Source organism: Mesorhizobium sp. WSM1386, from assembly GCF_055901595.1.
The window spans coordinates 3101926-3124737 of record NZ_CM148373.1 but is presented as its reverse complement, the minus strand read 5'-3'; the positions used below and the strand labels follow the sequence as shown (position 1 = coordinate 3124737).

At 64.4% G+C, this 22812-nt stretch carries 26 protein-coding genes; 15 read left to right on the top strand and 11 right to left on the bottom strand.

Features of this window, described 5'->3' with window-relative positions:
• Positions 1 to 70: 70 nt before the first annotated feature.
• The gene (locus tag AC0NIH_RS15345; protein WP_473465436.1) at positions 71 to 607 is read right to left on the bottom strand and encodes a hypothetical protein; all 537 of its coding nucleotides are present in this window, start codon (positions 605 to 607) and stop codon (positions 71 to 73) included.
• A gap of 115 nt (positions 608 to 722) precedes the next feature.
• The gene (locus AC0NIH_RS15340; RefSeq protein WP_473465439.1) at positions 723 to 1049 is read right to left on the bottom strand and encodes a DUF1330 domain-containing protein; all 327 of its coding nucleotides are present in this window, start codon (positions 1047 to 1049) and stop codon (positions 723 to 725) included.
• Positions 1050 to 1246: 197 nt separating this feature from the next.
• Here AC0NIH_RS15340 and AC0NIH_RS15335 point away from each other — a divergent pair, with 197 nt between their 5' ends.
• The 5 genes from AC0NIH_RS15335 to AC0NIH_RS15315 all read left to right on the top strand — a co-directional run bounded on the left by AC0NIH_RS15335 (position 1247) and on the right by AC0NIH_RS15315 (position 4998).
• Positions 1247 to 1939 carry a winged helix-turn-helix transcriptional regulator gene (locus AC0NIH_RS15335; RefSeq protein ID WP_473465441.1) on the top strand — a complete coding sequence of 231 codons (693 nt, stop codon included), beginning with the start codon at positions 1247 to 1249 and terminating at the stop codon, positions 1937 to 1939.
• Between the two features lie 82 nt (positions 1940 to 2021).
• Positions 2022 to 3146: a bifunctional DNA-binding transcriptional regulator/O6-methylguanine-DNA methyltransferase Ada gene (gene ada / locus AC0NIH_RS15330; RefSeq protein WP_473465444.1), complete on the top strand. Its 1125-nt coding sequence runs from the start codon at positions 2022 to 2024 to the stop codon at positions 3144 to 3146.
• An 11-nt stretch (positions 3147 to 3157) separates the two neighbouring features.
• Positions 3158 to 3382, top strand: coding sequence for a hypothetical protein (locus tag AC0NIH_RS15325; protein WP_023768220.1), 225 nt, complete (start codon positions 3158 to 3160; stop codon positions 3380 to 3382).
• A gap of 321 nt (positions 3383 to 3703) precedes the next feature.
• Complete coding sequence (locus tag AC0NIH_RS15320; protein WP_473465447.1) at positions 3704 to 4258, top strand: methylated-DNA--[protein]-cysteine S-methyltransferase; 555 nt, start codon at positions 3704 to 3706, stop codon at positions 4256 to 4258.
• Complete coding sequence (locus tag AC0NIH_RS15315; protein ID WP_473465449.1) at positions 4255 to 4998, top strand: 2OG-Fe(II) oxygenase; 744 nt, start codon at positions 4255 to 4257, stop codon at positions 4996 to 4998. Before AC0NIH_RS15320 ends, AC0NIH_RS15315 begins: the two co-directional genes overlap by 4 nt.
• Before the next feature lie 8 nt (positions 4999 to 5006).
• Here the strand turns inward: AC0NIH_RS15315 and AC0NIH_RS15310 are convergent, their stop codons facing one another.
• Complete coding sequence (locus AC0NIH_RS15310) at positions 5007 to 5909, bottom strand: LysR family transcriptional regulator (protein WP_473465452.1); 903 nt, start codon at positions 5907 to 5909, stop codon at positions 5007 to 5009.
• 120 nt (positions 5910 to 6029) lie between these two features.
• Here AC0NIH_RS15310 and AC0NIH_RS15305 point away from each other — a divergent pair, with 120 nt between their 5' ends.
• Together AC0NIH_RS15305 and AC0NIH_RS15300 are read left to right on the top strand one after the other, a co-directional pair.
• A complete protein-coding gene (locus tag AC0NIH_RS15305) occupies positions 6030 to 6944 on the top strand; it encodes an alpha/beta fold hydrolase (protein ID WP_473465455.1) in 915 nt (304 codons plus the stop codon).
• 106 nt (positions 6945 to 7050) lie between these two features.
• A complete protein-coding gene (locus tag AC0NIH_RS15300) occupies positions 7051 to 7812 on the top strand; it encodes an alpha/beta fold hydrolase (protein WP_287272886.1) in 762 nt (253 codons plus the stop codon).
• A gap of 20 nt (positions 7813 to 7832) precedes the next feature.
• Here AC0NIH_RS15300 and AC0NIH_RS15295 read toward each other — a convergent pair whose 3' ends face one another.
• From AC0NIH_RS15295 to AC0NIH_RS15275, 5 genes are all read right to left on the bottom strand, one after another.
• Entirely contained in the window at positions 7833 to 8762 is a 930-nt protein-coding gene (locus AC0NIH_RS15295; RefSeq protein ID WP_473465457.1) for a sigma-70 family RNA polymerase sigma factor, read from the bottom strand.
• Positions 8759 to 9289, bottom strand: a complete 531-nt coding sequence (locus tag AC0NIH_RS15290) for a dihydrofolate reductase family protein (protein WP_023768227.1) — start codon at positions 9287 to 9289, stop codon at positions 8759 to 8761. Before AC0NIH_RS15290 ends, AC0NIH_RS15295 begins: the two co-directional genes overlap by 4 nt.
• Positions 9290 to 9291: 2 nt before the next feature.
• Entirely contained in the window at positions 9292 to 10233 is a 942-nt protein-coding gene (locus AC0NIH_RS15285) for an alpha/beta hydrolase fold domain-containing protein (RefSeq protein WP_473465461.1), read from the bottom strand.
• Positions 10234 to 10340: 107 nt separating this feature from the next.
• Positions 10341 to 11222: an SDR family oxidoreductase gene (locus AC0NIH_RS15280; RefSeq protein ID WP_473465464.1), complete on the bottom strand. Its 882-nt coding sequence runs from the start codon at positions 11220 to 11222 to the stop codon at positions 10341 to 10343.
• A 111-nt stretch (positions 11223 to 11333) separates the two neighbouring features.
• Positions 11334 to 11921 (bottom strand): dihydrofolate reductase family protein, encoded by a 588-nt coding sequence (locus AC0NIH_RS15275; protein ID WP_023768230.1) that lies wholly within the window; start codon positions 11919 to 11921, stop codon positions 11334 to 11336.
• A gap of 136 nt (positions 11922 to 12057) precedes the next feature.
• Here AC0NIH_RS15275 and AC0NIH_RS15270 point away from each other — a divergent pair, with 136 nt between their 5' ends.
• Both AC0NIH_RS15270 and dinB read left to right on the top strand, forming a co-directional pair.
• Positions 12058 to 12474 (top strand): winged helix-turn-helix transcriptional regulator, encoded by a 417-nt coding sequence (locus AC0NIH_RS15270; protein ID WP_473465467.1) that lies wholly within the window; start codon positions 12058 to 12060, stop codon positions 12472 to 12474.
• A gap of 148 nt (positions 12475 to 12622) precedes the next feature.
• The gene (gene dinB / locus AC0NIH_RS15265) at positions 12623 to 13870 is read left to right on the top strand and encodes a DNA polymerase IV (protein ID WP_473465469.1); all 1248 of its coding nucleotides are present in this window, start codon (positions 12623 to 12625) and stop codon (positions 13868 to 13870) included.
• Between the two features lie 3 nt (positions 13871 to 13873).
• On the opposite strand, the gene AC0NIH_RS15260 is transcribed toward dinB, so the two are convergent.
• Positions 13874 to 14206 (bottom strand): excalibur calcium-binding domain-containing protein, encoded by a 333-nt coding sequence (locus tag AC0NIH_RS15260; RefSeq protein WP_023768233.1) that lies wholly within the window; start codon positions 14204 to 14206, stop codon positions 13874 to 13876.
• A gap of 117 nt (positions 14207 to 14323) precedes the next feature.
• Entirely contained in the window at positions 14324 to 14857 is a 534-nt protein-coding gene (locus tag AC0NIH_RS15255) for a sterol desaturase family protein (RefSeq protein WP_023768234.1), read from the bottom strand.
• Between the two features lie 182 nt (positions 14858 to 15039).
• Here AC0NIH_RS15255 and AC0NIH_RS15250 point away from each other — a divergent pair, with 182 nt between their 5' ends.
• Positions 15040 to 15510 carry an NUDIX hydrolase gene (locus AC0NIH_RS15250; protein WP_023768235.1) on the top strand — a complete coding sequence of 157 codons (471 nt, stop codon included), beginning with the start codon at positions 15040 to 15042 and terminating at the stop codon, positions 15508 to 15510.
• A 184-nt stretch (positions 15511 to 15694) separates the two neighbouring features.
• Here AC0NIH_RS15250 and AC0NIH_RS15245 read toward each other — a convergent pair whose 3' ends face one another.
• A complete protein-coding gene (locus tag AC0NIH_RS15245) occupies positions 15695 to 16882 on the bottom strand; it encodes a Gfo/Idh/MocA family protein (protein ID WP_473465473.1) in 1188 nt (395 codons plus the stop codon).
• A 341-nt stretch (positions 16883 to 17223) separates the two neighbouring features.
• Here AC0NIH_RS15245 and AC0NIH_RS15240 point away from each other — a divergent pair, with 341 nt between their 5' ends.
• The 5 genes from AC0NIH_RS15240 (at position 17224) to AC0NIH_RS15220 (ending at position 22556) form a co-directional block, all read left to right on the top strand.
• A complete protein-coding gene (locus AC0NIH_RS15240) occupies positions 17224 to 18111 on the top strand; it encodes a MurR/RpiR family transcriptional regulator (protein ID WP_473465476.1) in 888 nt (295 codons plus the stop codon).
• Positions 18112 to 18189: 78 nt separating this feature from the next.
• Positions 18190 to 18972 carry an SDR family oxidoreductase gene (locus tag AC0NIH_RS15235; RefSeq protein ID WP_473465479.1) on the top strand — a complete coding sequence of 261 codons (783 nt, stop codon included), beginning with the start codon at positions 18190 to 18192 and terminating at the stop codon, positions 18970 to 18972.
• The gene (locus tag AC0NIH_RS15230) at positions 18969 to 20504 is read left to right on the top strand and encodes a mannitol dehydrogenase family protein (RefSeq protein WP_473465482.1); all 1536 of its coding nucleotides are present in this window, start codon (positions 18969 to 18971) and stop codon (positions 20502 to 20504) included. Before AC0NIH_RS15235 ends, AC0NIH_RS15230 begins: the two co-directional genes overlap by 4 nt.
• Before the next feature lie 14 nt (positions 20505 to 20518).
• Positions 20519 to 21433, top strand: coding sequence for a sugar phosphate isomerase/epimerase family protein (locus AC0NIH_RS15225; RefSeq protein WP_473465485.1), 915 nt, complete (start codon positions 20519 to 20521; stop codon positions 21431 to 21433).
• 88 nt (positions 21434 to 21521) lie between these two features.
• A complete protein-coding gene (locus AC0NIH_RS15220; protein ID WP_023779724.1) occupies positions 21522 to 22556 on the top strand; it encodes an ABC transporter substrate-binding protein in 1035 nt (344 codons plus the stop codon).
• Positions 22557 to 22812 lie beyond the last annotated feature (256 nt).

The following is a 22812-nucleotide window of genomic DNA, read 5'->3' as shown; positions in this document are numbered from 1 at the left end:
AAGCGGGAACGATCGTTTCGGGCCAGGCGGCGTCAATGCCGCCTGGCCTCGTCGACTACTGCCCCGTTGCTTACTGGCTCGGCGCCATCGCATGCTCGCACGACACTTTCGGGTTCATGTCGGCGAAGGTGCCGGTCGGGTTGCCCTTCCAGGCCCAGACATGCAACTCGTAGAACTCACCCAGGCCGTAGCGGTTCGGCGCGCTGTTGAAGTTGAACAGTTGGCCGTCCAGTGATGCCGGCCCCTTCGAGGCGATGTATTCGACCGCCACCAGCTTCAGCGTGCCGTCGGCCATCGGCTCGTACATCACCGCTTCGGGATGGGCGATGTCGATCTTGTCGTCCTTCAGGTACTGGCCGTTGACGTAGTGGATGCCCATGGCGCCGCCGGTGATGCCGCTGGCACAGGGAATGGGCGCATAGCCCTCGGCCGTCGCTGCCTTGACGTCGAGAAAGCGGCTGTTCGCGGACCGCACCTTGTCGGCCAGCGGATTGGGACCGGACGCGGCGTCGGCCGCCTCCTGATGCGCCTGTGCGAAGGTGGCGCCGACGGCAAGCATGGCCCCCGCCATGACGAGCCTGTTGCGAAGATTTGATTTCATATCCATTCCATTCTTCTTGAAAAAGCACGGCTCGCCGGCCGCCGGAAATACGGAGGCCCGGCAGGCAAGCGCCGTGGCTGTTGTTGCTTGGCGATCCCGAATTCGATGTATCGTGGAAGGATCATCCCTTCGGCAGATACGGTATCGTTCCGGCCAGATCGGTGTCGTCGATGAGCTGGAAACGGCTGTCGCTGCCGCCCTGACGCGCCGAGACGAAAGGCGCGTAGGCCGGATCGTTGGTGAAGGCGCGCGCCGCGGCTTCCGACGGGAATGCCATCAGCGCGATCAGCGTGGTGTCGAGCGGCTTGCCCTCGAGCGTCTTCACATTGCCGCTGCGCGACAGATATCTGCCGCCATGCTTGTGGACGAGGTCGTGCACCGAGGCGGCATAGTCCGGCACCCATTTCGGGTCCTTCATCTTGATGTCCGCGATAACGTAAGCAGTCATGGTCGTATCCTTGGTTGCGGCGCACAGGGATATCCCGTGCGACTGGCTAAGGGCTCGCATGGCAAGGCCTCTGCCAACCAGTCCGCGATCTGTACCGGCCCGGTACAGTTTCTGTACTCGCCGCTTCAATCATGAAGAGGTAATGTTCGGCACGAAGGGCTAATGTTCGGCCCAACTTCGAGGGAGAGGCACCGATCATGGCCCAGCACGGATACAAGCAGTTCTGCCCGCTATCGATGGCCGCCGAGGTGCTGTGCACCCGCTGGACGATGGTGCTGATGCGCGAGCTGGTGGCAGGTTCGACCCGCTTCAACGACCTGCGCCGTGGCGTCCCCAAAATGTCGCCGACCCTTTTGTCGCAACGGCTTAAGGAACTCGAGCTGGCCGGCATCGTCGAGCGTAAGGCGGTCCAGGGCGAGAAGGGGATTTTCGACTATCAACTGACCGAGGCAGGCCGGGATCTGCGCCCCGTCGTCGAGGCGATGGGGTTCTGGGGGCAGAAGTGGGTGGAGTCGCGGTTGTCGCTCAAGAACCTCGATCCGTCGCTGTTGATGTGGGACATGCGGCGCAATCTAAACCCCTCGCCGCTGCCCGATGGGCGCACCGTGATACAATTCCTGTACCAGGAGCTCCCGGCCTCCAAACGGTCGTGGTGGCTGATCGTCGAGAAACACGGCGAGGTCGATCTGTGCTGGTACGATCCGGGCTTCGAGGTCGACCTCTACGTCTCGACCGACCTGCATACGATGACGGCGATCTGGATGGGTCTGCTCACTGTCGAGAAGGCCGGCGCCAAGGTCGCCCTGACCGGCGACCAGTCCATCGGCAGGAAGATGCAGATATGGCTCGGCCTCAGCCCGTTCGCGGTGGAACCTAAGCGCGCGGCTTAGAAGCGAGGGCTTGAGGGCGACCAGTTGCACTTTGTCAGGAAACGGGTGGCGAGGCCGGCGTTTTGGCGGCTTCAATGCGGGCATGTTCATCACCCTGGCCAAAGATCTGAAATCCGTCCCGCTGCCGGTCGCCAATGATCCGCGCTGGACGCGCATCGTGGCGCGCGACAAATCGGCGGACGGTGAATTCTGGTATTCGGTGGCGACGACCGGCGTCTACTGCCGCCCCTCCTGCCCATCGCGGCGGGCCAATCCGAAGAACGTGCAGTTGCACGACACGCTGGATCAGGCCAGGGCGACCGGCTTTCGCCCCTGCCGGCGCTGCAATCCGGATGGTTCCTCGCTTGAAGCCGGCAACGCCGCGATGGTCGCCGATGCCTGCCGCAGGATAGAGCATAGCGAGGAGGAACCCTCGCTCGCCGAACTGGCTGGTGCAGCCGGCCGCAGCGCCGGCTATTTCCATCGAGTCTTCAAGGCCATCACCGGGTTGACACCGAAGGACTACGCCACCGCACGCCGGGCCGCTCGGGTTCGCCAGGGCCTCGAAGACGGTGCCAGCGTGACGGCCGCGATCTATGACGCCGGTTTCAATTCGAGCGGGCGTTTCTACGAAAAATCGACCGGCATGCTCGGCATGACGCCGACCCGCTACCGTGCCGGCGGCGCCAATGAGGACATCCGCTTCGCCGTCGGCGAGGCCTCGCTCGGCAGCATTCTGGTCGCGTCGAGCCAGAAGGGCGTCGCCTCGATCTTGCTCGGCGACGATCCCGACGCGCTGGTGCGCGACCTGCAGGATCGTTTCCCCAAGGCGCGGTTGATCGGCGGCGACCGCGACTACGAGGCGTTGGTCGCCCGCGTCGTCGGTTTCGTCGAGGCGCCCGCGCTCGGTCTCGATCTGCCGCTCGACGTGCGCGGCACGGCGTTCCAGCAGCGCGTCTGGCAGGCATTGCAGGAGATCCCTGTCGGCAAGACGGTGTCCTATGCCGAGATGGCGCGGCGCATCGGTACGCCGAACGCCACGCGCGCCGTCGCCGCCGCCTGCTCGGCCAACGCGCTCGCGGTGGCCATCCCCTGCCACCGCGTCATCCGCAAGGACGGCGCGCTTTCAGGCTACGCCTGGGGCGCGGAGCGCAAGCGCGCGTTGCTCGACCGAGAGGCCGGCGTGTCGAATGCTCCCGACAGCGCCTTTCGATCTGCACGAAGCTGACGGGCACCAGCATGCGCGCGATGGCAAGGTCTTCCACCTCCGGCGCGAACGTCCCGCCATCAGGCAACGTTGCGCAGCAGGAGGACGCGAAATCACATGTGTTGGCCGCCATTGGCGAACTGGTCGATGAAGGTAAAGCTGAGTGGAGTCGCGGCGAGAGCGGCGAGATCGAGCTGCGGCTGGTGTCAGGCGAAGTGTTCGTGCTGGGTGAGGTCGCCGTCACCCGTGTTGGGTGAGCATGTTTGGGGGCAGTGTGGTCCAAGTCAGTACTCTACGGCGCCCCCCTCTGTCCTGCCGGACATCTCCCCCACGAGGGGAGAGATTGGCAGTCTTGGCGCCGGCTCTCTTCTTACAACGTTGGAGATTGGCGAAGGCCGCGATAACAGCCAATCTCCCCACAAGTGGGGGAGATGTCCGGCAGGACAGAGGGGGGCGCCGTAGAGTGCCTACCTTCGCCGCTCATCGTCAAATCCCGAAACTTGAATTTGAAAGCAAGCACCGGAGTGAGAGCCGAGCACCCCGCGGCTAGGGTTCAGGCACACAGAAGGAGTGAAGCAATGAACCTCATAGAAACCCATGTGCCGACAGTCTCCAACGCTGCCGCCACCCTCGACACCATAACCTACGCCATCGGCCAATCCGCGATCGGCAACATTCTGGCGGCGCGCAGCCGGATCGGCGTCTGCGCCATCCTGATCGGCGACGACATCCGAACCTTGGAGCAGGATCTCGCCAGCCGCTTCCCCGGCAGGATTCTGATTGAAGACGAACCCGCTCTGAGCGACGACCTCGCCGCGATAGCGCGCTTCGTCGAAACGCCCTCCGCCGGCCTCGACCTGCCGCTCGACGTCAGCCATGGCACGCCGTTCCAGCAGCGTGTTTGGGGCGTGCTGCGCACCATCCCCCGCGGCGCCACCATCACCTACACCGCGCTTGCCCAACGCCTTGGCCAGTCCAACGGCGCCCGCGCCGTGGCGACGGCCTGTGCGGCCAACGCCATCGCGCTCGGCATTCCCTGCCACCGCGTTGTCCGTGCCGACGGCACGTTGTCGGGCTACCGCTGGGGCATCGAGCGCAAGCGCGCCTTGCTCGACAGGGAGGCACGGATATGAACGCCCACGCCAGGGTTGCCGCATCCGCGGTGGAAGCCGCAGAGACACGCGTCGGATCCTACGACTGGCCGGCATTGACCGCCGAACTCGACGGCTTCGGCTGCGCGGTGCTCGAAAAGCTGCTCTCGCGTGAGGAGTGCCGGCAGATCGCCGGCCTCTATCCCCAGGAGCAGCATTTCCGCAGCCACATCCACATGGCCAGGCACGGCTTCGGCAAGGGCGAATACCGCTATTTCCGCTATCCGTTACCCGATCTCATCGGCGGAATGCGCAGCGCCCTCTATCCCCAGCTGGCCGAGGTCGCCAACCGCTGGAACGACCGCATGGGACAGGCGATGCGCTATCCCGCGACGCATGCCGAGTTTCTCGACCAGTGCCATGACGCCGGCCAGACGCGGCCGACGCCGCTGTTGCTGCAATATGTGCCCGGCGACTTCAACTGCCTGCACCAGGATCTCTACGGCGACCTCGCCTTCCCGCTGCAGGTGGCGATCCTGCTTTCCGAACCCGGCAAGGATTTCACCGGCGGTGAATTCGCGTTGACCGAGCAGCGGCCGCGTATGCAGAGCCGGGTCGAGGTGGTGCCGCTGCGCCAGGGCGACGCCGTTGTCTTCGCCGTCCACAATCGGCCGGTGCAGGGCACCAAAGGCAATTACCGCGTCAACCTGCGCCACGGCGTCAGCCGCTTGCGCTCAGGCATGCGCCACACCGTCGGCATCATCTTTCATGATGCGAAGTGAGCGTCGGCTCATGCCTCCCAATAGGGCGGATCGCCAAAGGCTTCGCGTAGCCATGCGGTGAGCGCGCGCAGCTTGGCGGATCCGCGCCTATCCTCGGGATAGGCGATATAGATGGTAGCTCCTTCAGGTTCGACACCGACATCGACGACCGTCAATCGCTTGTCGGCGATCTCGGTTCGGATGAAGTAGGCGGGAAGCAACGCCAGGCCGAGGCCGGCAAGCGCGGCGTCGCGCATCAAAATCCCGTTGTTGACGCGCAGCGCGGTTTCAGGGCGGATCGTCACCAGCCGACGCGAAATCTTGAACCGCCAGTCGGCGGCGCCCCTGATGGAATAGATGATGCCCTTGTGGCGTTTGAGGTCGTCGGCGGTCGCGGGCCATCCGAATCTCTCGGTATAATCCGGCGAGGCCACCAGGAAACGGCGGCTCGAAGCCAGCTTCTTGACAATGACAGGTCCGTCATCGACGACCGGCCCGTGACGCACGACGGCATCGTAGCCATTGGCCACCATGCTGATGAAACGATCGTCGAGATCGAGCGTCAGTTCGATCCGCGGGTGCTTGGCCAAAAAGCCATATAACGCCGGGCCGAGATGGAGGATACCGAAGCTGGTCGGCGCCGATATCCTGAGCGGTCCAGCGAGTTCGCCGCGCTGTTCGGCGATTTCGGCGCTGGCCTCGGCCACCTCCTGCATGATGCGCTTGGCGCGCTCGTAAAAACCTCGCCCCGCTTCGGTGATCGAGAGTTTGCGGGTGGTACGGTCCAGCAGCCTTGTACCAAGGGTGCGCTCAAGCTCCGACAGCCGCTCGCTGATGACGGACTTGGACAGGCTCATGCGCCTGGCCGCCTCGCTGATCGAACCGGAATCCGCGACAGCTACAAACGCGGCGACGGATTCAAGCTTCAGCATTGTTCGGTTTTCCCGAATTCACAATCAGGCGACCGACACCTAACGAAATCAACGATATAGTGCAATAGTTGAAAGGACCAGGATATCGTGGCGACAGAATAATACTCGGGGTAATGCTTCATGTTTCGTCCTTTGGTTATCGTACTAGGCCTGCTGTCATTCGCCGCTCCGGCGTCGGCGCGCGTGATCCCGTTCCCGACTGGCTTCAAGACGCAGTCGATCGATACCAACGGCAGCAGGCTTTATGTGCGCGTCGGTGGGCAAGGGCCCGCGGTCGTGCTGCTGCACGGCTTCGGCGATACCGGCGACATGTGGGCGCCTGCCGCGATGAAGCTGATGAAGGATCACACGGTGATTGTGCCGGACTTGCGCGGCATGGGCCTCTCGGCGCATCCGGACAGCGGCTACACCAAGAAGAACCAGGCGGTCGACATCGCCGGCGTGATGGATGCGCTGAAGATCGACAAGGCCGACCTGGTGACACACGATATCGGCAACATGGTCGGCTATGCGCTGGCCGCGCAGTATCCGAAGCGCATCACGAAATGGGTTGTCATCGACGCACCGCTGCCGGGCATAGGTGACTGGGACAAGATCAAGCAAAGCCCGTTGCTCTGGCACTTCAACTTCCGGGGCCCCGACATGGAGCGTCTGGTCGCTGGCCGCGAGCGCATCTACCTCGACCGCTTCTACAACGAACTTTCGGCCGACCCGAAGAACATCGACGAGGCAACGCGCGTCCACTATGCAAAACTCTATGCACGGCCGCATGCCATGCATGACGCCTTCGAACAGTTCAAGGCATTCGACCAAGATGCCATCGACAACCAGGCAATGCTTTCCACCACCGGCAAATTGCCCATGCCGGTGCTGGCAGTCGGCGCGGAGAAATCGGCCGGCACGACGCAGGCGGACGTCCTGCGGTTTGTCGCGGCTGATGTAACGGGAGCCGTCTTGCCCACATCCGGCCACTGGATCATGGAGGAAAACCCGGACGCCACGGTCAAGCTCATCACCGATTTCCTCTCCAGATAACGACCGCCCGGCGCGACCACTTCGGCCTTGCTGAAACCGATCGCATGAAACCAAGCCGAGGGGTTGTTCCCGGCAAGGCGGCTGTCATCAAAAGGGAAGCCATTCGATGTCGTTGTCGCATTTTCTTATTTCGGGAACCGCCGTCCTCATGGCGATGGCCGCGCCGGCTTCGGCCGCCGGCGGGCCGAAAAAAACCGTCGTACTGGTTCATGGCGCCTTTGCCGACGGCTCGAGCTGGAGCAAGGTCATCCCCTTGCTGGAGGCCAAGGGGCTCAATGTAGTGGCGGTTCAAAATCCGCTGAGCTCGCTTGCCGCTGATGTCGACGCAACCAGGCGCGTCATCGATGCCCAGCCGGGGCCAGTCATCCTCGTCGGCCATTCCTGGGGCGGTGTCGTCATCAGTCAGGCGGGCGTGGACGACAAGGTCAAGGCGCTGGTCTACGTCGCCGCTTTCGCACCGCCAAAGGGCTTGTCTGTGAACGATCTTGGCAAGGGTCAGCCGCCGCTACCCTGGGCAAGCGCCCTGCAACCCGACAGCGGCGGCTATGTCAGGCTAAGCGCCGAAGGCGTCGCCAAATATTTCGCGCAGGACCTGCCACCGCAGGAAATCAGCCTGATCGCAGCCACGCAAGGTCCGCCCTTTGCCGGTATTTTCGACGAGAAGCTCGCTGCCGCCGCCTACGAGAGCAAGCCGAGCTTCTACATTGTCGCCAGCCAAGACGGCATGATACCGCCGGTTGCTGAAGCTGCGATGGCCAAGGCGATTGGCGCTGAGGTGACCGAGCTTGCGACCAGCCACGTTCCCATGCTCTCCAAACCGCGCGAAGTGGCCGATGTCATTCTGGCGGCCGCAGACTCAGTGAAATAGGACAGAGTCAGACAAATCCGTCACCCGTCCTCGAACACCATCTCCAGGATCCACGGACACGCATAATAATCGGCGATGCGGTCGATCACCCCGCCGGCGGCATGGACCCGCACCAGATGGGCTGGGCGCCAGACATCGCCATACAGCCTGTCGACGACCAGGACGATCTCGGCGCCGATCGCACCCTGCCGCATGCGCCAGGGCTCGCCGCGCTCATACTCGACGAAATAGGGCGAGTCGGAGAGCAGGCCGTTGTAGCAATCCGAGACCCGCAGGCGCGCATCGGCGCTGGTCAGCGCCCGTACCCCGTCCCAATCCCGGGCATTGAAGAGTTCGACATAGCGGCCGAGCAGCCGCGCCAGTTCGGGGTCGTGCGCGGGTATCGCCATCGGTTGCGCCGGCAAGGCAGCGAGCTTGGCGCGGCCGCGGTTGAGCGCCGACTTTACGCCGCCTGTCGTCGAGCCGACGAGCTCGGCGATCTCCTCCAGCGAATGGTCGAAGACATCCTTGAGCAGCACGCAGGCCCGCTCCTTCGGCGGCAGATGCACGACCAGCCGCTCGATGGCGCGGCCGGCGCCCTGCCCGGCAGGCTCGACCGGCAACACGATATCGTCGCCGGCATAGCCGGCCTCGGCTCGCTGCCGCGCGCGGCGGCCCCTGATGAAATCGATGCACCTGTAATGGGCGATGCGGAACAGCCACGGCCGCAACGCCAGCGTGTCGTCGAGCGACTCGATCTTGCGATAGGCCTCGAACAGCGCCTCCTGCATGACGTCCTCGCCATCGAGCGCCGAGCCGGTCATGCGCGCGCAGTAACGATGCAGCCGCACGCGCAGATACGAGACGGTCTCGAGGAACGCGGCATAGCGCAGGTCGAATAGGCCTTCGGGATCGAGCCTTGGCCTCATCCCCTGCGCGGTGTCACGAGATCTGCGGATCTGCTGGTTCATCGCGGCACGTAGGTTAGCGTCACCACGCCATTGTCGAAACGGTGCGTGCCGACGAGATCGAGGTCGATGGAACCGACATCGTCGAAGGCGCGCTTGCCGTGCCCGACGCGGGTCGGCACGATCGACAGATGATACTCATCGACCAGCCCGGCGGAAACCAGCGTTTTGTCGAGCTGCGACACCCCATATTTCAGGATGTCGCCGCCCGGTTGCCGCTTGAGCGCGGCGAGCGCCTGCGCGACGTCGCCCTCAAGCAGCGTGGCATTCCATCCCACCGTCTTGAGCGTCTTCGACGCGACCAGCTTCTTCAAGCCGTTGATGCGGTCCATATACGGACCCTTGAGATCGGGCCAGCGCGCCGAGAACATCTCGTAAGTGACGCGGCCGACCAGGAAGAACTCGACGCCGGACAACGCCTGCAAGGCATGCGCCTGGTTCTGCTCGTCGAAGAAGGGCGAGGCCCACCCCATCGGCCCTTCGATGACACCGTCCAGGGAGACGAAGCTGGACACGATCAGCCGGCGCATGATCAGGCCGCCTTCGCGCCGGCGGCAACATCACCGGCATCCGGCAGCCCAAGCTTCGGCCGCACCCATGCGGCGAGGCGGGCGATCGCGTCATCGGCTTCGGGCGCTCGGCCCGCCATCATCTGGAAGGAGTGCAGCATGTCGTCAAAGACATCGAGCCGCGTCTCGACGCTGGCTCGGCCGGCACGCTCGGCGAACATGCGGCTCTCATCGACCAGCGTCTCGTCGGCGCCGGCCTGAAGGTAGACAGGCGGAAAGCCGGAGAGGTCGGCATAGAGCGGGCTGACCTCGGGATCGCGCCGGTCGGCATCGCCGATGAAATTGGCCACCAGCCAGTCGACGCCGGCCTTGGCGAAGGCGGGGTCCTTGTCGCGGTTGGTCTCGTAGCTGGCGGCGGTCAGCGCCATGTCGAACCAGCCGGAGATGATCAGGGTGGCGACGGGCAGCGGCCTCCCCTGCGCACGCAGCCGCTGCAGGACGCCATAGCTCAGCACCGCGCCGCAGGAATCGCCGGCGATGACGATCCGTCCGGGGTCGAAGCCCTGGTCGGTGAGCCAGTTCCAGGCAGTCATCGCTGCCTCGAGTTGAGCCGGATGCTTCGCCTGGTGTGCCAACGGATAATCGTAGACCAGCGCTCGGCAGCCGATCGCCTTGGCCAGATGGCCGACCAGCTTGCGATGCGTGTAGATCGAGCCGCCGACGAAGCCGCCGCCATGCCCGTAAAACAGCGCCCGCTCCGCGTCGGCGCCTTTCGGGACGATCCATAGCGCCGGCACGCCGCCGGCATCCACCTCGATATAGTCGACGCCCCCCGGTTCGCCGGTCAGCGCCGGCCAGTGAGTGTCGTTGAAATCGATGATCGCCTGCGGGCTGGTCAGCTTGCCGGCATTGGCGACGAACGCCGCATAATGGTTCCTGTTTGCCTCACTCTCAATGCTCGCCATAATAGCCTCCGGGGTTATGGATCGCGGGCCGCGCGATCTTCCAAAGCCAAGGACGGACGAGCGGGCAAAGAGGATACGTCACAGCGCTCGCTTTTTCGGGAGAGCACTCAGGCCGCGCCGCCAAACGCCGCCGCATGGCGCCGGGCGAACTCTACGAACGGCGTCGGCTGGACGCCGAACATCTCATGCGTCGCCAGGTGCACCCGCGATTTCGGCCGCCGCCGTCGCTCGGCCAGTTGCTCGTCCAGCGCATCGGCGAAACCGGCCGGAATGCCGGCGGCCAGCAGGTTGCGCCGCCGCTGTTCCGGGCTCACGTCGACATAGCGGACCGGCTTGCCGGTCGCCTGCGATATTCGCGCGGCGATGTCGGTCATGGTCAGCGCCTCGGGTCCGGACATGTCGAGGCTCTCGCCTGCATGGCCGCCATCGCGCAGCAGCCGGAAGGCCACCTTGGCGATGTCCTCGACATCGACCGGCGACAGCTCGGTTTCGCCGAGCGCGAGATAGAATGCCCCCTCGGCGGCGATGGTCGGCGCGTCGCGCAGATAGACTTGCATGAACTGACTGGGACGCAGATGCGTCCACGCCATGCCGGCCGCTTCAAGATAGCGCTCGACCTCCTCATGCATGCGCGTGAAGCGGAACTTCGTCGCGTCGTAGCCGATGTTGGACTCCCTGCCGGAGAACTTCACCACATGCGCGACGCCGGCCGTTCTGCAGGCGTCGATGAAACGGCACTGGGTCTCGGTCATATCGTCGCCCGCGGTCGAAATCATCAGCACGCGATCGACGCCGTCGAGCGCAGCGCCAAGCGTTTCCGCCCGGCGCATGTCGCCCTCGACCAGGTCGACGCCGGCCAGATCGCCCATTCCTGAAGCCGATGCCCGGTTCAGATCGCGGACCAGCGCCCGCACCACATGCTTCTGCCGCGCGAACTCGCGCACGATCGCTTTTCCGTTCAGGCCCGTGGCACCCGTCACCAGGATCATCAGCTTTTCTCCGTCTTGATTGCCGCTGCTGCCATCCCGGCAACCGCAGCTTGAAGACGAAGAGACCCGGGCAAAGGATTCTGCCCAAACGTCTTTTTATCGATGCGAGGCTCAGCCGCTCGGCGCGTAGCGGTTGACCACCATGCCGCAGGCATAGGCATTCGAACCGAGCAGCCGAAGGTTCCGGAAGCCGCCCTGGTCGAAAATGCGGCGGCCGGCGCCCAGCGCCGCCGGATTGACGAACAGCTGGAGCTCGTCGACCAGTCCCGCCGCGATCAGCGCGGAGGCGAAGCCGGCGCCGCCGAAGACGGCGATGTCGGTGCCCTCGCCCGCTTTCAGCGCCTTGACTTCGCGCGGCAGGTCGCCGCTCACCACCGTCGTGCGTTCCCACCGCGAGGTTTTCAACCTGTCGCTCGGCACCACTTTCCGTGCTTCGACGATACGGCGGGCGAAGGCGTAGAACGGATCGTCGGGATATTTCTTCGCCGCATTGCCCCAGTGGGTCAGGTACCCCTCCTCGGCCATCTTGCGGCTGAGCAGGATGGTGTCGATACCGGCAAAGACGGTGTTGAAATCGCGCTTCAGCTCCTCGTCCCAGCCATTGTCGTCGCCCCACTCCCAGAGTTGCCAGCGATGATCCGCATTGGCGCCGACATAGCCATCGACCGACATCTGCATCTGAAGGATCAGCTTTTTCATCATCGTTCTCCGGCTGTGCCGATCGCGGCCGCGTGCTCGGCCAATCCTTCGGCATTGATTGGTTTACATTTGGAACTATTGACGTTCGAGAAAAATGATGTCAATAGTAAAGTGATTTAAAAATGGAACCATAGAGATGTCGACGCGTGAAAGATCCGGGTGCCCGATCAACCTGTCGCTGGAACTGCTCGGCGACCGCTGGACGCTGCTCATCATCCGCGATCTGATCTTCGCCGGGAAAAAGCACTTTCGCGAGTTCCTGCAATCCGACGAAGGCATCTCCTCACGCACGCTGGCCGAGCGGTTGCAGACGCTGCAGGAGGAAGGCATCCTCACCCGCAGCGATGACCCGAGCCATGGGCTGAAGGCGATCTACCGGCTGACCGAGGCCGGCATCGATCTTTTGCCGGTGCTGGCCACGCTCGGCGCCTGGGGCAGCAAGCATCGCAAGGCCGACGATCATCTCGCCCGCATCGCCGACGAGTTGGCGGCGGGCGGCGAGCCGGCGCTGGAACGGATGAAGGCGGCGCTGCGGGTGGAGCATATCGTTTAGGCGGATACCCAGTCTTCCCATGGGAAATGAGTTGTCAGCCTCGGCTGCGGCCAGGGATGTTGATTAAGCTACGCCGCGGCTTGACAGCCGTACATGATTTGTTCTCTATGTGTTCGCATCTATCAGCAACTGCGGATGAGCGGTCGGGATGGAAACGACAGCCACCATCCTGCATGCCGATCTCGATGCCTTCTATGCCTCGGTCGAGCAGTTGCTCGACCCGTCGCTGCACGGCAAGCCGATCGCGGTCGGCGGCGGCGTCGTGCTCGCCGCCTCCTATGAGGCGCGTGCCTTCGGCGTGCGCGGCGGCATGCCGGGGCGCAAGGCGCGCGAGCTCTGCCCGCAGCTGATCTTCGTCGGCGGCAATTTCAGCCACTACCAGCGGCTGGGCGACGCGGCGATCAAGGTGCTCGACGATTTCACGCCGCTGGTCGAGCGCATCTCCATCGACGAGGCCTTCGCCGATGTCGCCGGCTGCACGCACCTGTTCGGCTCACCGCAAGAGATCGCCGCAACCATCCGCCGCCGTGTGCGGGCCGAACTCGGACTGCCGATCTCGATCGGCGTCGCACGCACCAAGCATCTGGCCAAGATCGCCTCGCAGGTCGCCAAGCCCGACGGGCTGGTGGTGGTCGATCCCGGCACCGAGCTGGCCTTCCTGCACGATTTGCCGGTCGGCCTGATGTGGGGTGTCGGCCCGGCGACCAGGGCGCGGCTCGCCGAAATCGGTGTCGAGACCATAGGCCAGCTGGCCAGGACGCACAGCGGCGCGCTGACGCGGCTGCTCGGTCCCGCCGCCGGCGAAAAGCTCTCGGCTTTGTCGTGGAACCGCGACCCGAGGAAACTGGAGACGAAGCGCCGGGCGCACTCGGCCGGCGCCCAGTCGGCGCTCGGTCAGAAGCCAGCCGTGGCGCGCGTCATCGTGCCCACCTTGCTGCATCTGGCCGACCGCGTCGCCAGCCGGCTGCGCGCCAAGGCGCGGCCCGGCCGCACGGTGACCGTGCGTGTGCGCTTTGCCGATCTCAGCGCCGTCACCCGCTCGATCACGCTCGACCAGCCGATCTCGGCGACCACGATGCTGGCCGAAATCGCAGGCGATCTGGTGCGCGGCGTGCTCGCCGACAATCCGCATGAAAGAACGATCTCGCTGCTGGCGATCTCGGTCTCGCATCTCTGGGAAAGTGCCGAGCTGCAGCTCGAACTGCCGCTCGGCCTTGCCGACGAAAAGCACCGGCCGGGCACGGCAAAAGGTCTGGCGCGCTTCGGCGCCGACCGCGCCATCGACAAGATCCGCGAGCGCTTCGGCAAACAGGCCGTCGGCTACGGCACGGTGGCGCTCGAAGCGGCGCGCTCGGTGCCCGACGAATTCAGGGAGCTGGCGGAAAAGGAACTGTGAGAACTACCTGCCGCTGCGCCAATAGCGATGCACCTTGACGCCGCTGGCGCTTTCCCCGTGCCAAGGCTCGCAGGCGATGCCGTCCTTGTCGGCATCATGCGTCGGCCAATAGCCGGGCTGCCCACTGCGCGCGGGGGCAAGACCGACGGCGCGAGCCGCTGCACAGTTCGGGAACGCGGCAAAGTGCCTGAGCGCGGAGAGCGGTGAGTCGATCTGGATGCCGACAAAGCCATAGGCGATGTAGCCGGACAACAGGATGAACGGCGCGAAAAGAGCAACCCATTTCAGCCTGCCAAGGCGATGAGATGCAGGCCAATACAAGAATGGCAGAAGCATTCCCGTCACGCCCCCCGGCCCCAGCACATCGATGCAGGCTATCTCGGGGCAGGCTATCTCGGCCGGCCGCCATGACAATGATGCTGGACCTGCCGGGATCGAGACACGCCCGGCCCCTCAGAGCTGCGCCGTACCGAAAACCCGATCCCAGAATATCGACGTCACGCCGAAATTGGCGGTATCGTCGATGTGATGATGCACTGCGTGGCGGCGCTTGAGAGTGTAGAGATAACTGGGATGTCTGGGATGCCAGTGATGGATCATGTGGTGGACGCTGATGTACCAGAGATAGCCCAGCATCAGGCCGCAACTGACCGCGCTCGCGGTCGCGAAACCGAAGGCCATCCACACCGGCAGGAAGGCGACCAGCGCATGCACGCCCAGACTGAGCCAGGTCGGCGTGCCCACCGAACTGCGCTCCTCGACATGGTGACGGTCGTGCAGATCCCTGATGTAGGGAATGTGATGAAGGACAAAGCGGTGCAGGACGTATTCGATCAGCGTCCACAGGCCGAGACAGAAGATGACCATGCCGATCCACTCCGGCGCACTCTCCTCGCCGGCCTCGATCAACCCGGCTATTCCCAATATGGCGATCACCAGCGGATAGACCACGAAGTCGCTGTAGTAGCCGATCAGACCCAGTTGCATTCGGACGCCTTACCTGACCTTCGACGCCGCCCCAAAGTGATACTTCAGATTGCCGGACTCGCACATGAGGTGCAATGCGGGCGTGTTTGACATAGCGTCGCAATTTGCCGATGCAAGGGTCGGTATCCATGATCGACCGGCAATTGGCCACCTCATATCAGCGCCACGAATGGACACGCAAAATGGCAAAACGCAGTGCCGGCCTGCTGATCTATCGTCGAAGCGATGGTGACATCAGCGTGCTGCTGGTTCATCCCGGCGGCCCGTTCTGGGCCAGGAAGGACGAAGGCGCCTGGTCGATCCCGAAAGGCCTTGTCGACGAGAATGAGGACGAGCTTGTGGCGGCACAACGCGAGACCGAGGAAGAGATCGGCATCAAGGTCGATGGCGCTTTCGAGCGCCTCGGTGACTACAAGCAGCCGGGCGGCAAGATCGTCAGCGCCTGGTCGGTGGAGGCCAGGGCGGAGATCGACGTGGCCGCCATCAAGAGCAACAGCTTCACCATGGAATGGCCGCCGCGGTCGGGCTCGATGAAGGAATTCCCTGAGGTCGACAGAGCGGGCTGGTTCAGCCTGCCTGAGGCCGAGGTCAAGATGCTTGTCGGGCAGCGTCCGATGCTATCGGATCTGGCCGAGCGGCTGGGAATCTGGTGATCTCCCTCCTTGTGGGGGAGATGGCCGGCAGGCCAGAGGGGGGCGCTGTCCCGCCAACCTCTCGGCCAAATCAGCCGTGTCCGCCGGGATTCCCGTAAAAGCGGACCATGCCGAAAAACTGGCGTTCTTTCGCGCCCCCCTCTGCCCTACCGGGCATCTCCCCCACGAGGGGGAAGATCGGCTGCTACTCTTGAAACCGCGCCGCCGTCCAAGCCCCGCCCGCCGCGTTCGATTCCACCGCCGCGGCGACGAACTTCACCCCGCGGGCGCCATCGACCACGTCAGGCACCTGTGCCGCGCGTGCCGCATCGACCACTCCACCCGACCGATGCGCGCGGATGATGTCGGCTGCATCGCGGTAGAAATTGGCGAAGGCCTCGATATAGCCTTCCGGATGCGCCGCCGGCATGCGCGAAACGCGCCGGCTTTCCTCGGTCGAGCCATGGCCGCCGCGCACCAGCGTCCGGGTTTCCTCGCCATATCTGGAGAAGCGCAATTCCTCCGGCCGGCTTCCAGACCATTCGAGCCCGGCTCTGTCGCCATAGATGCGCACGGAGAGGTCATTGTAGTGGCCTGGTGATGTCTGGCTGGCCAGGATCGTGCCGCGCGCCCCGCCGGTCCAGCGCACCAGCACATGCGCATTGTCGTCGAGCCGGCGCCCCGGCACGGCGGTGAACAGATCGGCCGACACCGTCTCGGCCTCGCAACCCGAGATATAGCTCGCCAGATTGAAGGCATGCACGCCGATGTCCGCCAGCACCGCCGACTGCCCTGCCCGCGCCGGATCGGTGCGCCATTCCGCCTGCTTCTGGCCCTCGGCGTCGATCGGCTTCGTCAGCCAGTCCTGGATATAGGCGCCGTGCACCGACACGATCCGGCCAAGCTCGCCCGCCGCCACCATCTCGCGCGCCTGGCGCACCATGGCGTAGCCGGTGTTGTTGAGCGTGACGACGAAGCGGCGCTTCTTCGCCTTCGCCAACGCCACCAGTGCCTCGGCGTCGTCAAGCGTCGTCGATAGCGGCTTGTCGCAGATCACGTCGATGCCGGCTTCGAGGAAGGCAGCGGCGATCGGCGCGTGCAGATGGTTGGGCGTGACGATGACGACGGCCTCTATGCCATCCGGCCGCGCCGCCTCGGCCTTGGCCATGGCATGGTAGTCGGCATAGCTGCGCTCCGGCGCGATGCCGATCTCGGCGGCAGAGGCGGCGGCGTTCTCCGGATCGGAAGACAGCGCACCGGCGACCAGCGCGATCTGGTCGTCGAGGCGCATGGCGAGCCGGTGCACCGCGCCGATGAAGGCATTGCGGCCGCCGCCGACCATGCCGACCCGCAGGCGCTTGCCCGCCGACCCGTCCGATGTTGCGTAGACCATGTTTGTCTCCTCCGAGCTGATTTAAGGCTGAGGCCCGATATCGAGCCAGCACCCACCGCCGAGTTCTATGGCGCCCCCTCTGTCCTTCCGGACATCTCCCCCCTCCAGGGGGAGATTGGCAGCGTCGACTGCGGCGCCTTCTTGCAACGCTGGCGATTGGCGAAAGCAGAGATGACGTCCAATCTCCCCACTTGAGGGGGAGATGTCCGGCAGGACAGAGGGGGGCCTCGTAGAGCGCCACCTTTGACCGTCGGCATCACTCGTCAAGACCACAACTCACCGTCGAACGCCATTTCCAATTTCCATATTGTAAAACGATCGTATCGCGCTAGCCTGAAAACATGAGCGGGGCGCGCAAATCATCGGGACGGTCCATTGCCGACGAGGCGGCGACGCGCAAGCGTGGGCGCTCGCTGGCAGCGTTGGGCTATATCCAGCCACGGACCTATGAGGAACTGCGTGCGGTGCTGTCGTCGGGCACGGTGCATTTTCCCAAACGGCTGCGCCAGGTGGCGATCTTCCTGTGGCAGCATCCGAGCGACGTCGCGCTCGGCACCATCGCGCAGGTGGCCGCCCAGGCCGGCGTGCAGCCCTCGACGCTGGTCCGTTTTGCCCAGATCTTCGGTTACTCCGGTTTTTCCGATTTCCAGGGCCTGTTCAAGGACCACGTCAAGGGATCCTGGCCCGAAGGGCGTGGCCAGGAAAAGACGGAGGCCAATGCCAATCTGCGTTTCCTGCATGGCATGGTGGGCGCCTCGCAGGCCTCGCTTGGCCGCGTCGAGGCCGGCTTCGACGTCGAGAGTTTCGAGAAGATGGTGGCGCTGCTGGCTGGCGCCGACCTCATCTACGTCATCGGCTCCAAGCGCGCCTTCCCTGTCACCACCTATCTGTCGCTGACCTTGTCGCAACAGGGTGTGCGCAATGTGCTGGTCGACAATGTCGGCTCTTCGGCACTCGACCAGGTCGGCTGCATAGGCGCGCGCGACGCGGTGCTGGCCGTCTCCTTCAGCCCCTACAATTCGATCACCCCGGACCTCGTCGCGGTGGCGCATGAGCGCAAGGCCCGCATCGTCACCATCACCGACAGCACCTTCAGCCCGTTGATCCGGCTGTCGGACAGTTGGCTGGAAGTGGTGGAATCCGACTTCGCCGGCTTTCGCTCGCTGGCGGCCTCATTGGCGGTCGGCATGGCACTGGTCCAAGGGGTCGCCGCGCGCCGCGGCACATGAGGCTCCGCTGGCACAATTGACTATCGGGAATTGCCGTTCCATATTTCAGAAAATAGAAACTTTGTTCCGGGAGGAGGAATGGAGCTTCATCTTCAAGGCAAGGTCATGCTGGTCACCGGCGCGACGCAAGGCATCGGCCGCGCGATCGCGCAGGCGCTGGCGCGCGCCGGCGCCGGCGGGCTGCTGATCACCGGGCGCGATGGCAAACGCGGCGACGCCGTGGCGGCGGAACTGTCGGCCACCGGCACGCCGACCATCTTCGTCGCCGCAGACCTCGGAGACCCGGCAACCCCCGCCCTTCTGGCGCGAGCCTGTATCGAGCGCTTCGGCCGCATCGATGGCCTGGTCAACGCCGCCGGCCTGACCGACCGTGCCTCCTTCCTCGATGCCAGCCTCGACGACTGGGCCTCGCTGTTCGCCGTCAACGCGCGGGCACCATTCTTCCTGATGCAGGCTGCCATCGCCGACATGAAGAAGCGCGGCCAAGGTGGCTCGATCGTCAATATTCTCTCGATCAACGCCCATTGCGGCTCGCCCGAGCTCGCGGTCTATTCCGCCACCAAGGGCGCGCTGGCGACGCTGACCAAGAACGCCGCCAACGCCCACCGTTTCGACCGCATCCGCGTCAACGGCATCAATGTCGGCTGGACCGACACGCCGGCCGAACGCGTCATGCAATCCGAAATTTTGGGCAACGGCCCGAGCTGGCTCGACGCCGCCAACGCCGTGCAGCCTTTCGGCAGGCTGTTGACGCCGAACGACATCGCCAACCTCGCCGTTTTCCTGCTGTCCGACGCGGCCGGACCGATGACCGGCGCCGTGATCGACCAGGAACAGTCCGTGATCGGGGCGAACCGGTGAACGCTTTACCCGAGACATTGGGTCCGGCGCTGCTCGACCGCTTGCCTGTGTCGGTCCAGACACCGGCCTATGACCGCGCGGCCCTCGCCCCGGGGATGGCGCATCTCGGTGTCGGTGCGTTCCACCGCTGCCACCAGGCCGAATATACCGATGACCTGCTGTCGCTGCAGTTCGACCGCTGGGGCGTGGTCGGTATCAACATCCGCCCGCCCAGCCTCGCCGGCACGCTCGGCCGGCAGAGCGGCCTCTATACCAGGCTGATCCGCGAGAATAGCCATGTCGAGGCGCGCGTCATCGGCAGCATCGTCAAGGTGGTAGACAGCCAGGAGAGTGCAGAACCGGCGCTCGACGTGCTCGCCTCGCCCGACATCGAACTGGTGACGATGACGGTAACCGAAAAAGGCTATTGCCACATCCCGTCGAGCGGCGAACTCGACCTCGGCCATCCCGACATCGTTCATGACCTTGCCAACCCCGAGACACCTAGGAGCGTGCCCGGCATCATCGCACGGACGCTTGAGTTACGCCGGGCGACCCACGGCCGGTCGCTGACGCTGCTGTCTTGCGACAACATCCCGACCAACGGCGTCATCCTCGAAAAGGTCGTGCGGACTTTCGCCGAGCGGCGCGGCAAAGGGCTGGCCGACTGGATAGCGGCCAACGCCGCCTTCCCCTGCGCCATGGTCGACCGCATCGCGCCGGCGGTGACGCGCGATGACCTCGACAGCGTCGAGCAATGGTTCGGCTACCGCGACGCCGCGGTCGCGGTCGGCGAGCCATTTCGGCAATGGGTGATCGAACAAAAATTCGCCGGCCGCGTGCCGCGCTGGGATCTGGTCGGCGCCACCTTCGTCGATGATGTCACGCCGTTCGAGCATCTCAAGATGCGGGTGCTGAACGGCGCCCAGACGACGCTCGCCACTCTCGGCGTGCTGGCCGGGCTGGAACACACTTTCGATGCCGTCGCCGACCCGCTGCTCGCGGCTTTTGTGCGGCGCATGCTGGTGGAAGAAACGCTGCCGACCTTGACGCCGGTGCCCGGCGTCCTGCCTCTCGCCTATGTCGAGCAAAGTCTCGGCCGGCTGAAGAACACCGCGATCCACCACCGCAACCACCAGATCGCCACCGATGGCTCGCAGAAAATCGTCCAGCGCCTGCTCAACCCGATCCGCGACCGCTTGCGCCAGGGCGCCGGCATCGGCCTGCTGTCGGTGCCGGTCGCCGGCTGGATGGCTTATCTGATCCAGGCCTCAACCCGGTTCGGCAAACGCTGGCCGGTGTCGGACCCCTATGCCGGCAAGGTCGCTGGGATCGCCGACACGGCCGGCCGAGATGCACCAGCGCTGGCTTCAGGCATTCTCGCCATCGACATGATTTTCGCCCCCGGCCTTGCCGCGAACGAGACGTTTCGCGCGGCCGTTACGTCAGCGCTTGATGATCTGCTTTCGGACGATCCGATGGCCGCTGTCAGGCACAGTCTTGAACAAGATGAGGTCGCGAGGTTGAAGCGATCCAAACAATCGGCATTATAGGGTTGGGAGGCACTATGAAACTTGGACTGCTCACCGCACCGTTCGCGGAGACGCCGCTCGGCGAAGTCGCCGGCTGGGCAAATCAGGCCGGCTTCGAGGCGCTGGAAATCGCCTGCTGGCCGAAAACGTCCGGCGCGACCCGCCGCTATGCCGGCACCAGCCATATCGACGCGTCTTCCACCTCGCCCGCGCAGGCCAAGGAGATCGTCGCCTCGCTGGCCGAAAAGAACCTCACGGTCTCCGGCCTCGGCTACTATCCCAACCCGCTGCATCCGGATGCCGCGCATCGCGAGGCGGTCATTGGCCATCTCAAGAAGGTGATCGTGCTGGCCGCCAATATGGGCGTTCCCGTGGTCAACACCTTCTGCGGCGGCGATGCCTCGAAGACCGTCGACGTCAACTGGCAGGATGCGCTGAAAGTCTGGCCCGAAATCGTCGCGTTTGCACGCGGCCACGGCGTCAAGCTTGCCTTCGAGAACTGCCCGATGATCTTCAGCTATGACGAATGGCCGGGCGGGCACAACATCGCCTATTCGCCACAGGTCTGGCGCCGCATCCTGGAAGCCTGGGGCGGCGAGGTCGGCATGAATTTCGACCCCTCGCATCTCGTCTGGCAAATGATCGATCAGGCCCGCTTCATCAGGGAATTCGGCCCCTACATGCTGCATGTCCACGCCAAGGACTTGATGATTGATCGTGATGGTTTGTACGAGCGCGGAATTCTCTCCGCCGGCATAGGCTGGCAGGTGCCGCGCATGCCGGGGCTGGGCGATGTCGATTGGAGCGGCTTCTTCTCCGGCCTCTACCGCGCCGGCTATGACGGATCCGTCATCATCGAACATGAGGACAGGCGATTTGAAGGCAGCGACGACCAGGTGAAGCGGGGCTTTCTGCTCGCCCGCGACGTGCTGCGTCCTTTCGTCAAGTGAATTGGAGTGCTCCGCATGACTCACTTTGTCAGCGGCGTGCTTCAACGGATTGAACTGGAACTGAAAAACAATGTGGAGGAAGTCTGAAATGAAAAAAATCCTGACCATGGTCCCGCTCCTTGCGGGTGCCGCCTTGCTGGCCTCGGTGGGCGTCTCTGCCGCCGCCGGCAAATACACGATCGGCATCTCCAACACCGTGCAGGGCAATGGCTGGCGCGAGGAGATGGTCTGCGCCATGAAGGCGCAGGCACTCGCGTCCGGCGAGGTCGCCAAGCTCAACATCGCCCACCGCAACACCGATGCCGCCGGTCAGTTGGAAGACATCCGCAACCTGATCAGCGCCAAGGTCGACGCCATCGTCGTCAACCCCGCCGATCCGGCCGGCATCAAGGCGGGCCTCGAGGAAGCCACCAAGGCCGGCATCGTCGTCGTCGCCGTCGACCAGGCGGTCACCGAACCGTCGGCCTACATCATCTCCAACAACCAGGAACAATACGCCTATCTCGGCGCCAAGTGGCTGTTCGGCCAGATGGGCGGCAAGGGCGAGGTGTTCTACATGCGCGGCGCCGCCGGCGCTTCGGCCGACTCCGATCGCGATAAAGGCTTCAAGAAGGCGCTGGCCGAATTCCCCGACGTGAAGGTCGCGCAGGAAGTCTTCACCGGCTGGCAGCAGGACCAGGCCAAGCAGCAGATGCTGTCGTTCCTGGCCACCGGCACGCCGTTCAACGGCGTGTGGACGTCCGGCATCGACAACGTCATCGTCGACGCGCTGGTTGAATCGCAGGCGCCGCTGGTGCCGGTGGTCGGCGCCGACAATGCCGGCTTCGTCGGCCAGTTGAGCTCGGTCAAGGACCTCGTCGGCGCTGCCGTCACCAACCCCGGCTCGATCGGCGGTGCTGGTGTCACGCTGGCGCTGCAGATCCTCGACGGCAAGAAGCCGGCACAGCAAACCGTGCTGGTCGACCCGCAACTGTGGGACAACGCGACCGATGAAGGCAAGGCCAAGCTCAAGGCCGCCGCCGACCCGTCGCTCAGCCCCGAATGGCCAGTCTCGATCTCGATCCCGGACTGGACGACGTATACCAAGGAGCAGATCGTGGCTTGCAAGGGCCCGGGAGAGTAAGCACTATTTTGATTGCGTGGCGAGGATGGCGTTGCCGTCCTCGCCATTCAAAGGTTTGATAGGTCAGCGCTCTACGGCGCCCCCCTCTGTCCTGCCGGACATCTCCCCCTCAAGGGGGGAGATTGGCAGTTCCGGCGCCGGCTCTCGTCTTGCAACGTTGAAAATTGGCGAAAGCCGAGATGACAGCCAATCTCCCCCCTTGAGGAGGAGATGTCCGGCAGGACAGAGGGGGGCGCCGTAGAGCGCAGCAAGAGAA

Excerpts from the sequence above, each read along its gene's own strand:
- AC0NIH_RS15345 (WP_473465436.1), bottom strand. The coding sequence starts at position 607 with ATGGATATGAAATCAAATCTTCGCAACAGGCTCGTCATGGCGGGGGCC.
- AC0NIH_RS15340 (WP_473465439.1), bottom strand. The coding sequence starts at position 1,049 with ATGACTGCTTACGTTATCGCGGACATCAAGATGAAGGACCCGAAATGG.
- AC0NIH_RS15335 (WP_473465441.1), top strand. The coding sequence starts at position 1,247 with ATGGCCCAGCACGGATACAAGCAGTTCTGCCCGCTATCGATGGCCGCC.
- ada (WP_473465444.1), top strand. The coding sequence starts at position 2,022 with ATGTTCATCACCCTGGCCAAAGATCTGAAATCCGTCCCGCTGCCGGTC.
- AC0NIH_RS15325 (WP_023768220.1), top strand. The coding sequence starts at position 3,158 with ATGCGCGCGATGGCAAGGTCTTCCACCTCCGGCGCGAACGTCCCGCCA.
- AC0NIH_RS15320 (WP_473465447.1), top strand. The coding sequence starts at position 3,704 with ATGAACCTCATAGAAACCCATGTGCCGACAGTCTCCAACGCTGCCGCC.
- AC0NIH_RS15315 (WP_473465449.1), top strand. The coding sequence starts at position 4,255 with ATGAACGCCCACGCCAGGGTTGCCGCATCCGCGGTGGAAGCCGCAGAG.
- AC0NIH_RS15310 (WP_473465452.1), bottom strand. The coding sequence starts at position 5,909 with ATGCTGAAGCTTGAATCCGTCGCCGCGTTTGTAGCTGTCGCGGATTCC.
- AC0NIH_RS15305 (WP_473465455.1), top strand. The coding sequence starts at position 6,030 with ATGTTTCGTCCTTTGGTTATCGTACTAGGCCTGCTGTCATTCGCCGCT.
- AC0NIH_RS15300 (WP_287272886.1), top strand. The coding sequence starts at position 7,051 with ATGTCGTTGTCGCATTTTCTTATTTCGGGAACCGCCGTCCTCATGGCG.
- AC0NIH_RS15295 (WP_473465457.1), bottom strand. The coding sequence starts at position 8,762 with ATGAACCAGCAGATCCGCAGATCTCGTGACACCGCGCAGGGGATGAGG.
- AC0NIH_RS15290 (WP_023768227.1), bottom strand. The coding sequence starts at position 9,289 with ATGCGCCGGCTGATCGTGTCCAGCTTCGTCTCCCTGGACGGTGTCATC.
- AC0NIH_RS15285 (WP_473465461.1), bottom strand. The coding sequence starts at position 10,233 with ATGGCGAGCATTGAGAGTGAGGCAAACAGGAACCATTATGCGGCGTTC.
- AC0NIH_RS15280 (WP_473465464.1), bottom strand. The coding sequence starts at position 11,222 with ATGATCCTGGTGACGGGTGCCACGGGCCTGAACGGAAAAGCGATCGTG.
- AC0NIH_RS15275 (WP_023768230.1), bottom strand. The coding sequence starts at position 11,921 with ATGAAAAAGCTGATCCTTCAGATGCAGATGTCGGTCGATGGCTATGTC.
- AC0NIH_RS15270 (WP_473465467.1), top strand. The coding sequence starts at position 12,058 with ATGTCGACGCGTGAAAGATCCGGGTGCCCGATCAACCTGTCGCTGGAA.
- dinB (WP_473465469.1), top strand. The coding sequence starts at position 12,623 with ATGGAAACGACAGCCACCATCCTGCATGCCGATCTCGATGCCTTCTAT.
- AC0NIH_RS15260 (WP_023768233.1), bottom strand. The coding sequence starts at position 14,206 with ATGCTTCTGCCATTCTTGTATTGGCCTGCATCTCATCGCCTTGGCAGG.
- AC0NIH_RS15255 (WP_023768234.1), bottom strand. The coding sequence starts at position 14,857 with ATGCAACTGGGTCTGATCGGCTACTACAGCGACTTCGTGGTCTATCCG.
- AC0NIH_RS15250 (WP_023768235.1), top strand. The coding sequence starts at position 15,040 with ATGGCAAAACGCAGTGCCGGCCTGCTGATCTATCGTCGAAGCGATGGT.
- AC0NIH_RS15245 (WP_473465473.1), bottom strand. The coding sequence starts at position 16,882 with ATGGTCTACGCAACATCGGACGGGTCGGCGGGCAAGCGCCTGCGGGTC.
- AC0NIH_RS15240 (WP_473465476.1), top strand. The coding sequence starts at position 17,224 with ATGAGCGGGGCGCGCAAATCATCGGGACGGTCCATTGCCGACGAGGCG.
- AC0NIH_RS15235 (WP_473465479.1), top strand. The coding sequence starts at position 18,190 with ATGGAGCTTCATCTTCAAGGCAAGGTCATGCTGGTCACCGGCGCGACG.
- AC0NIH_RS15225 (WP_473465485.1), top strand. The coding sequence starts at position 20,519 with ATGAAACTTGGACTGCTCACCGCACCGTTCGCGGAGACGCCGCTCGGC.
- AC0NIH_RS15220 (WP_023779724.1), top strand. The coding sequence starts at position 21,522 with ATGAAAAAAATCCTGACCATGGTCCCGCTCCTTGCGGGTGCCGCCTTG.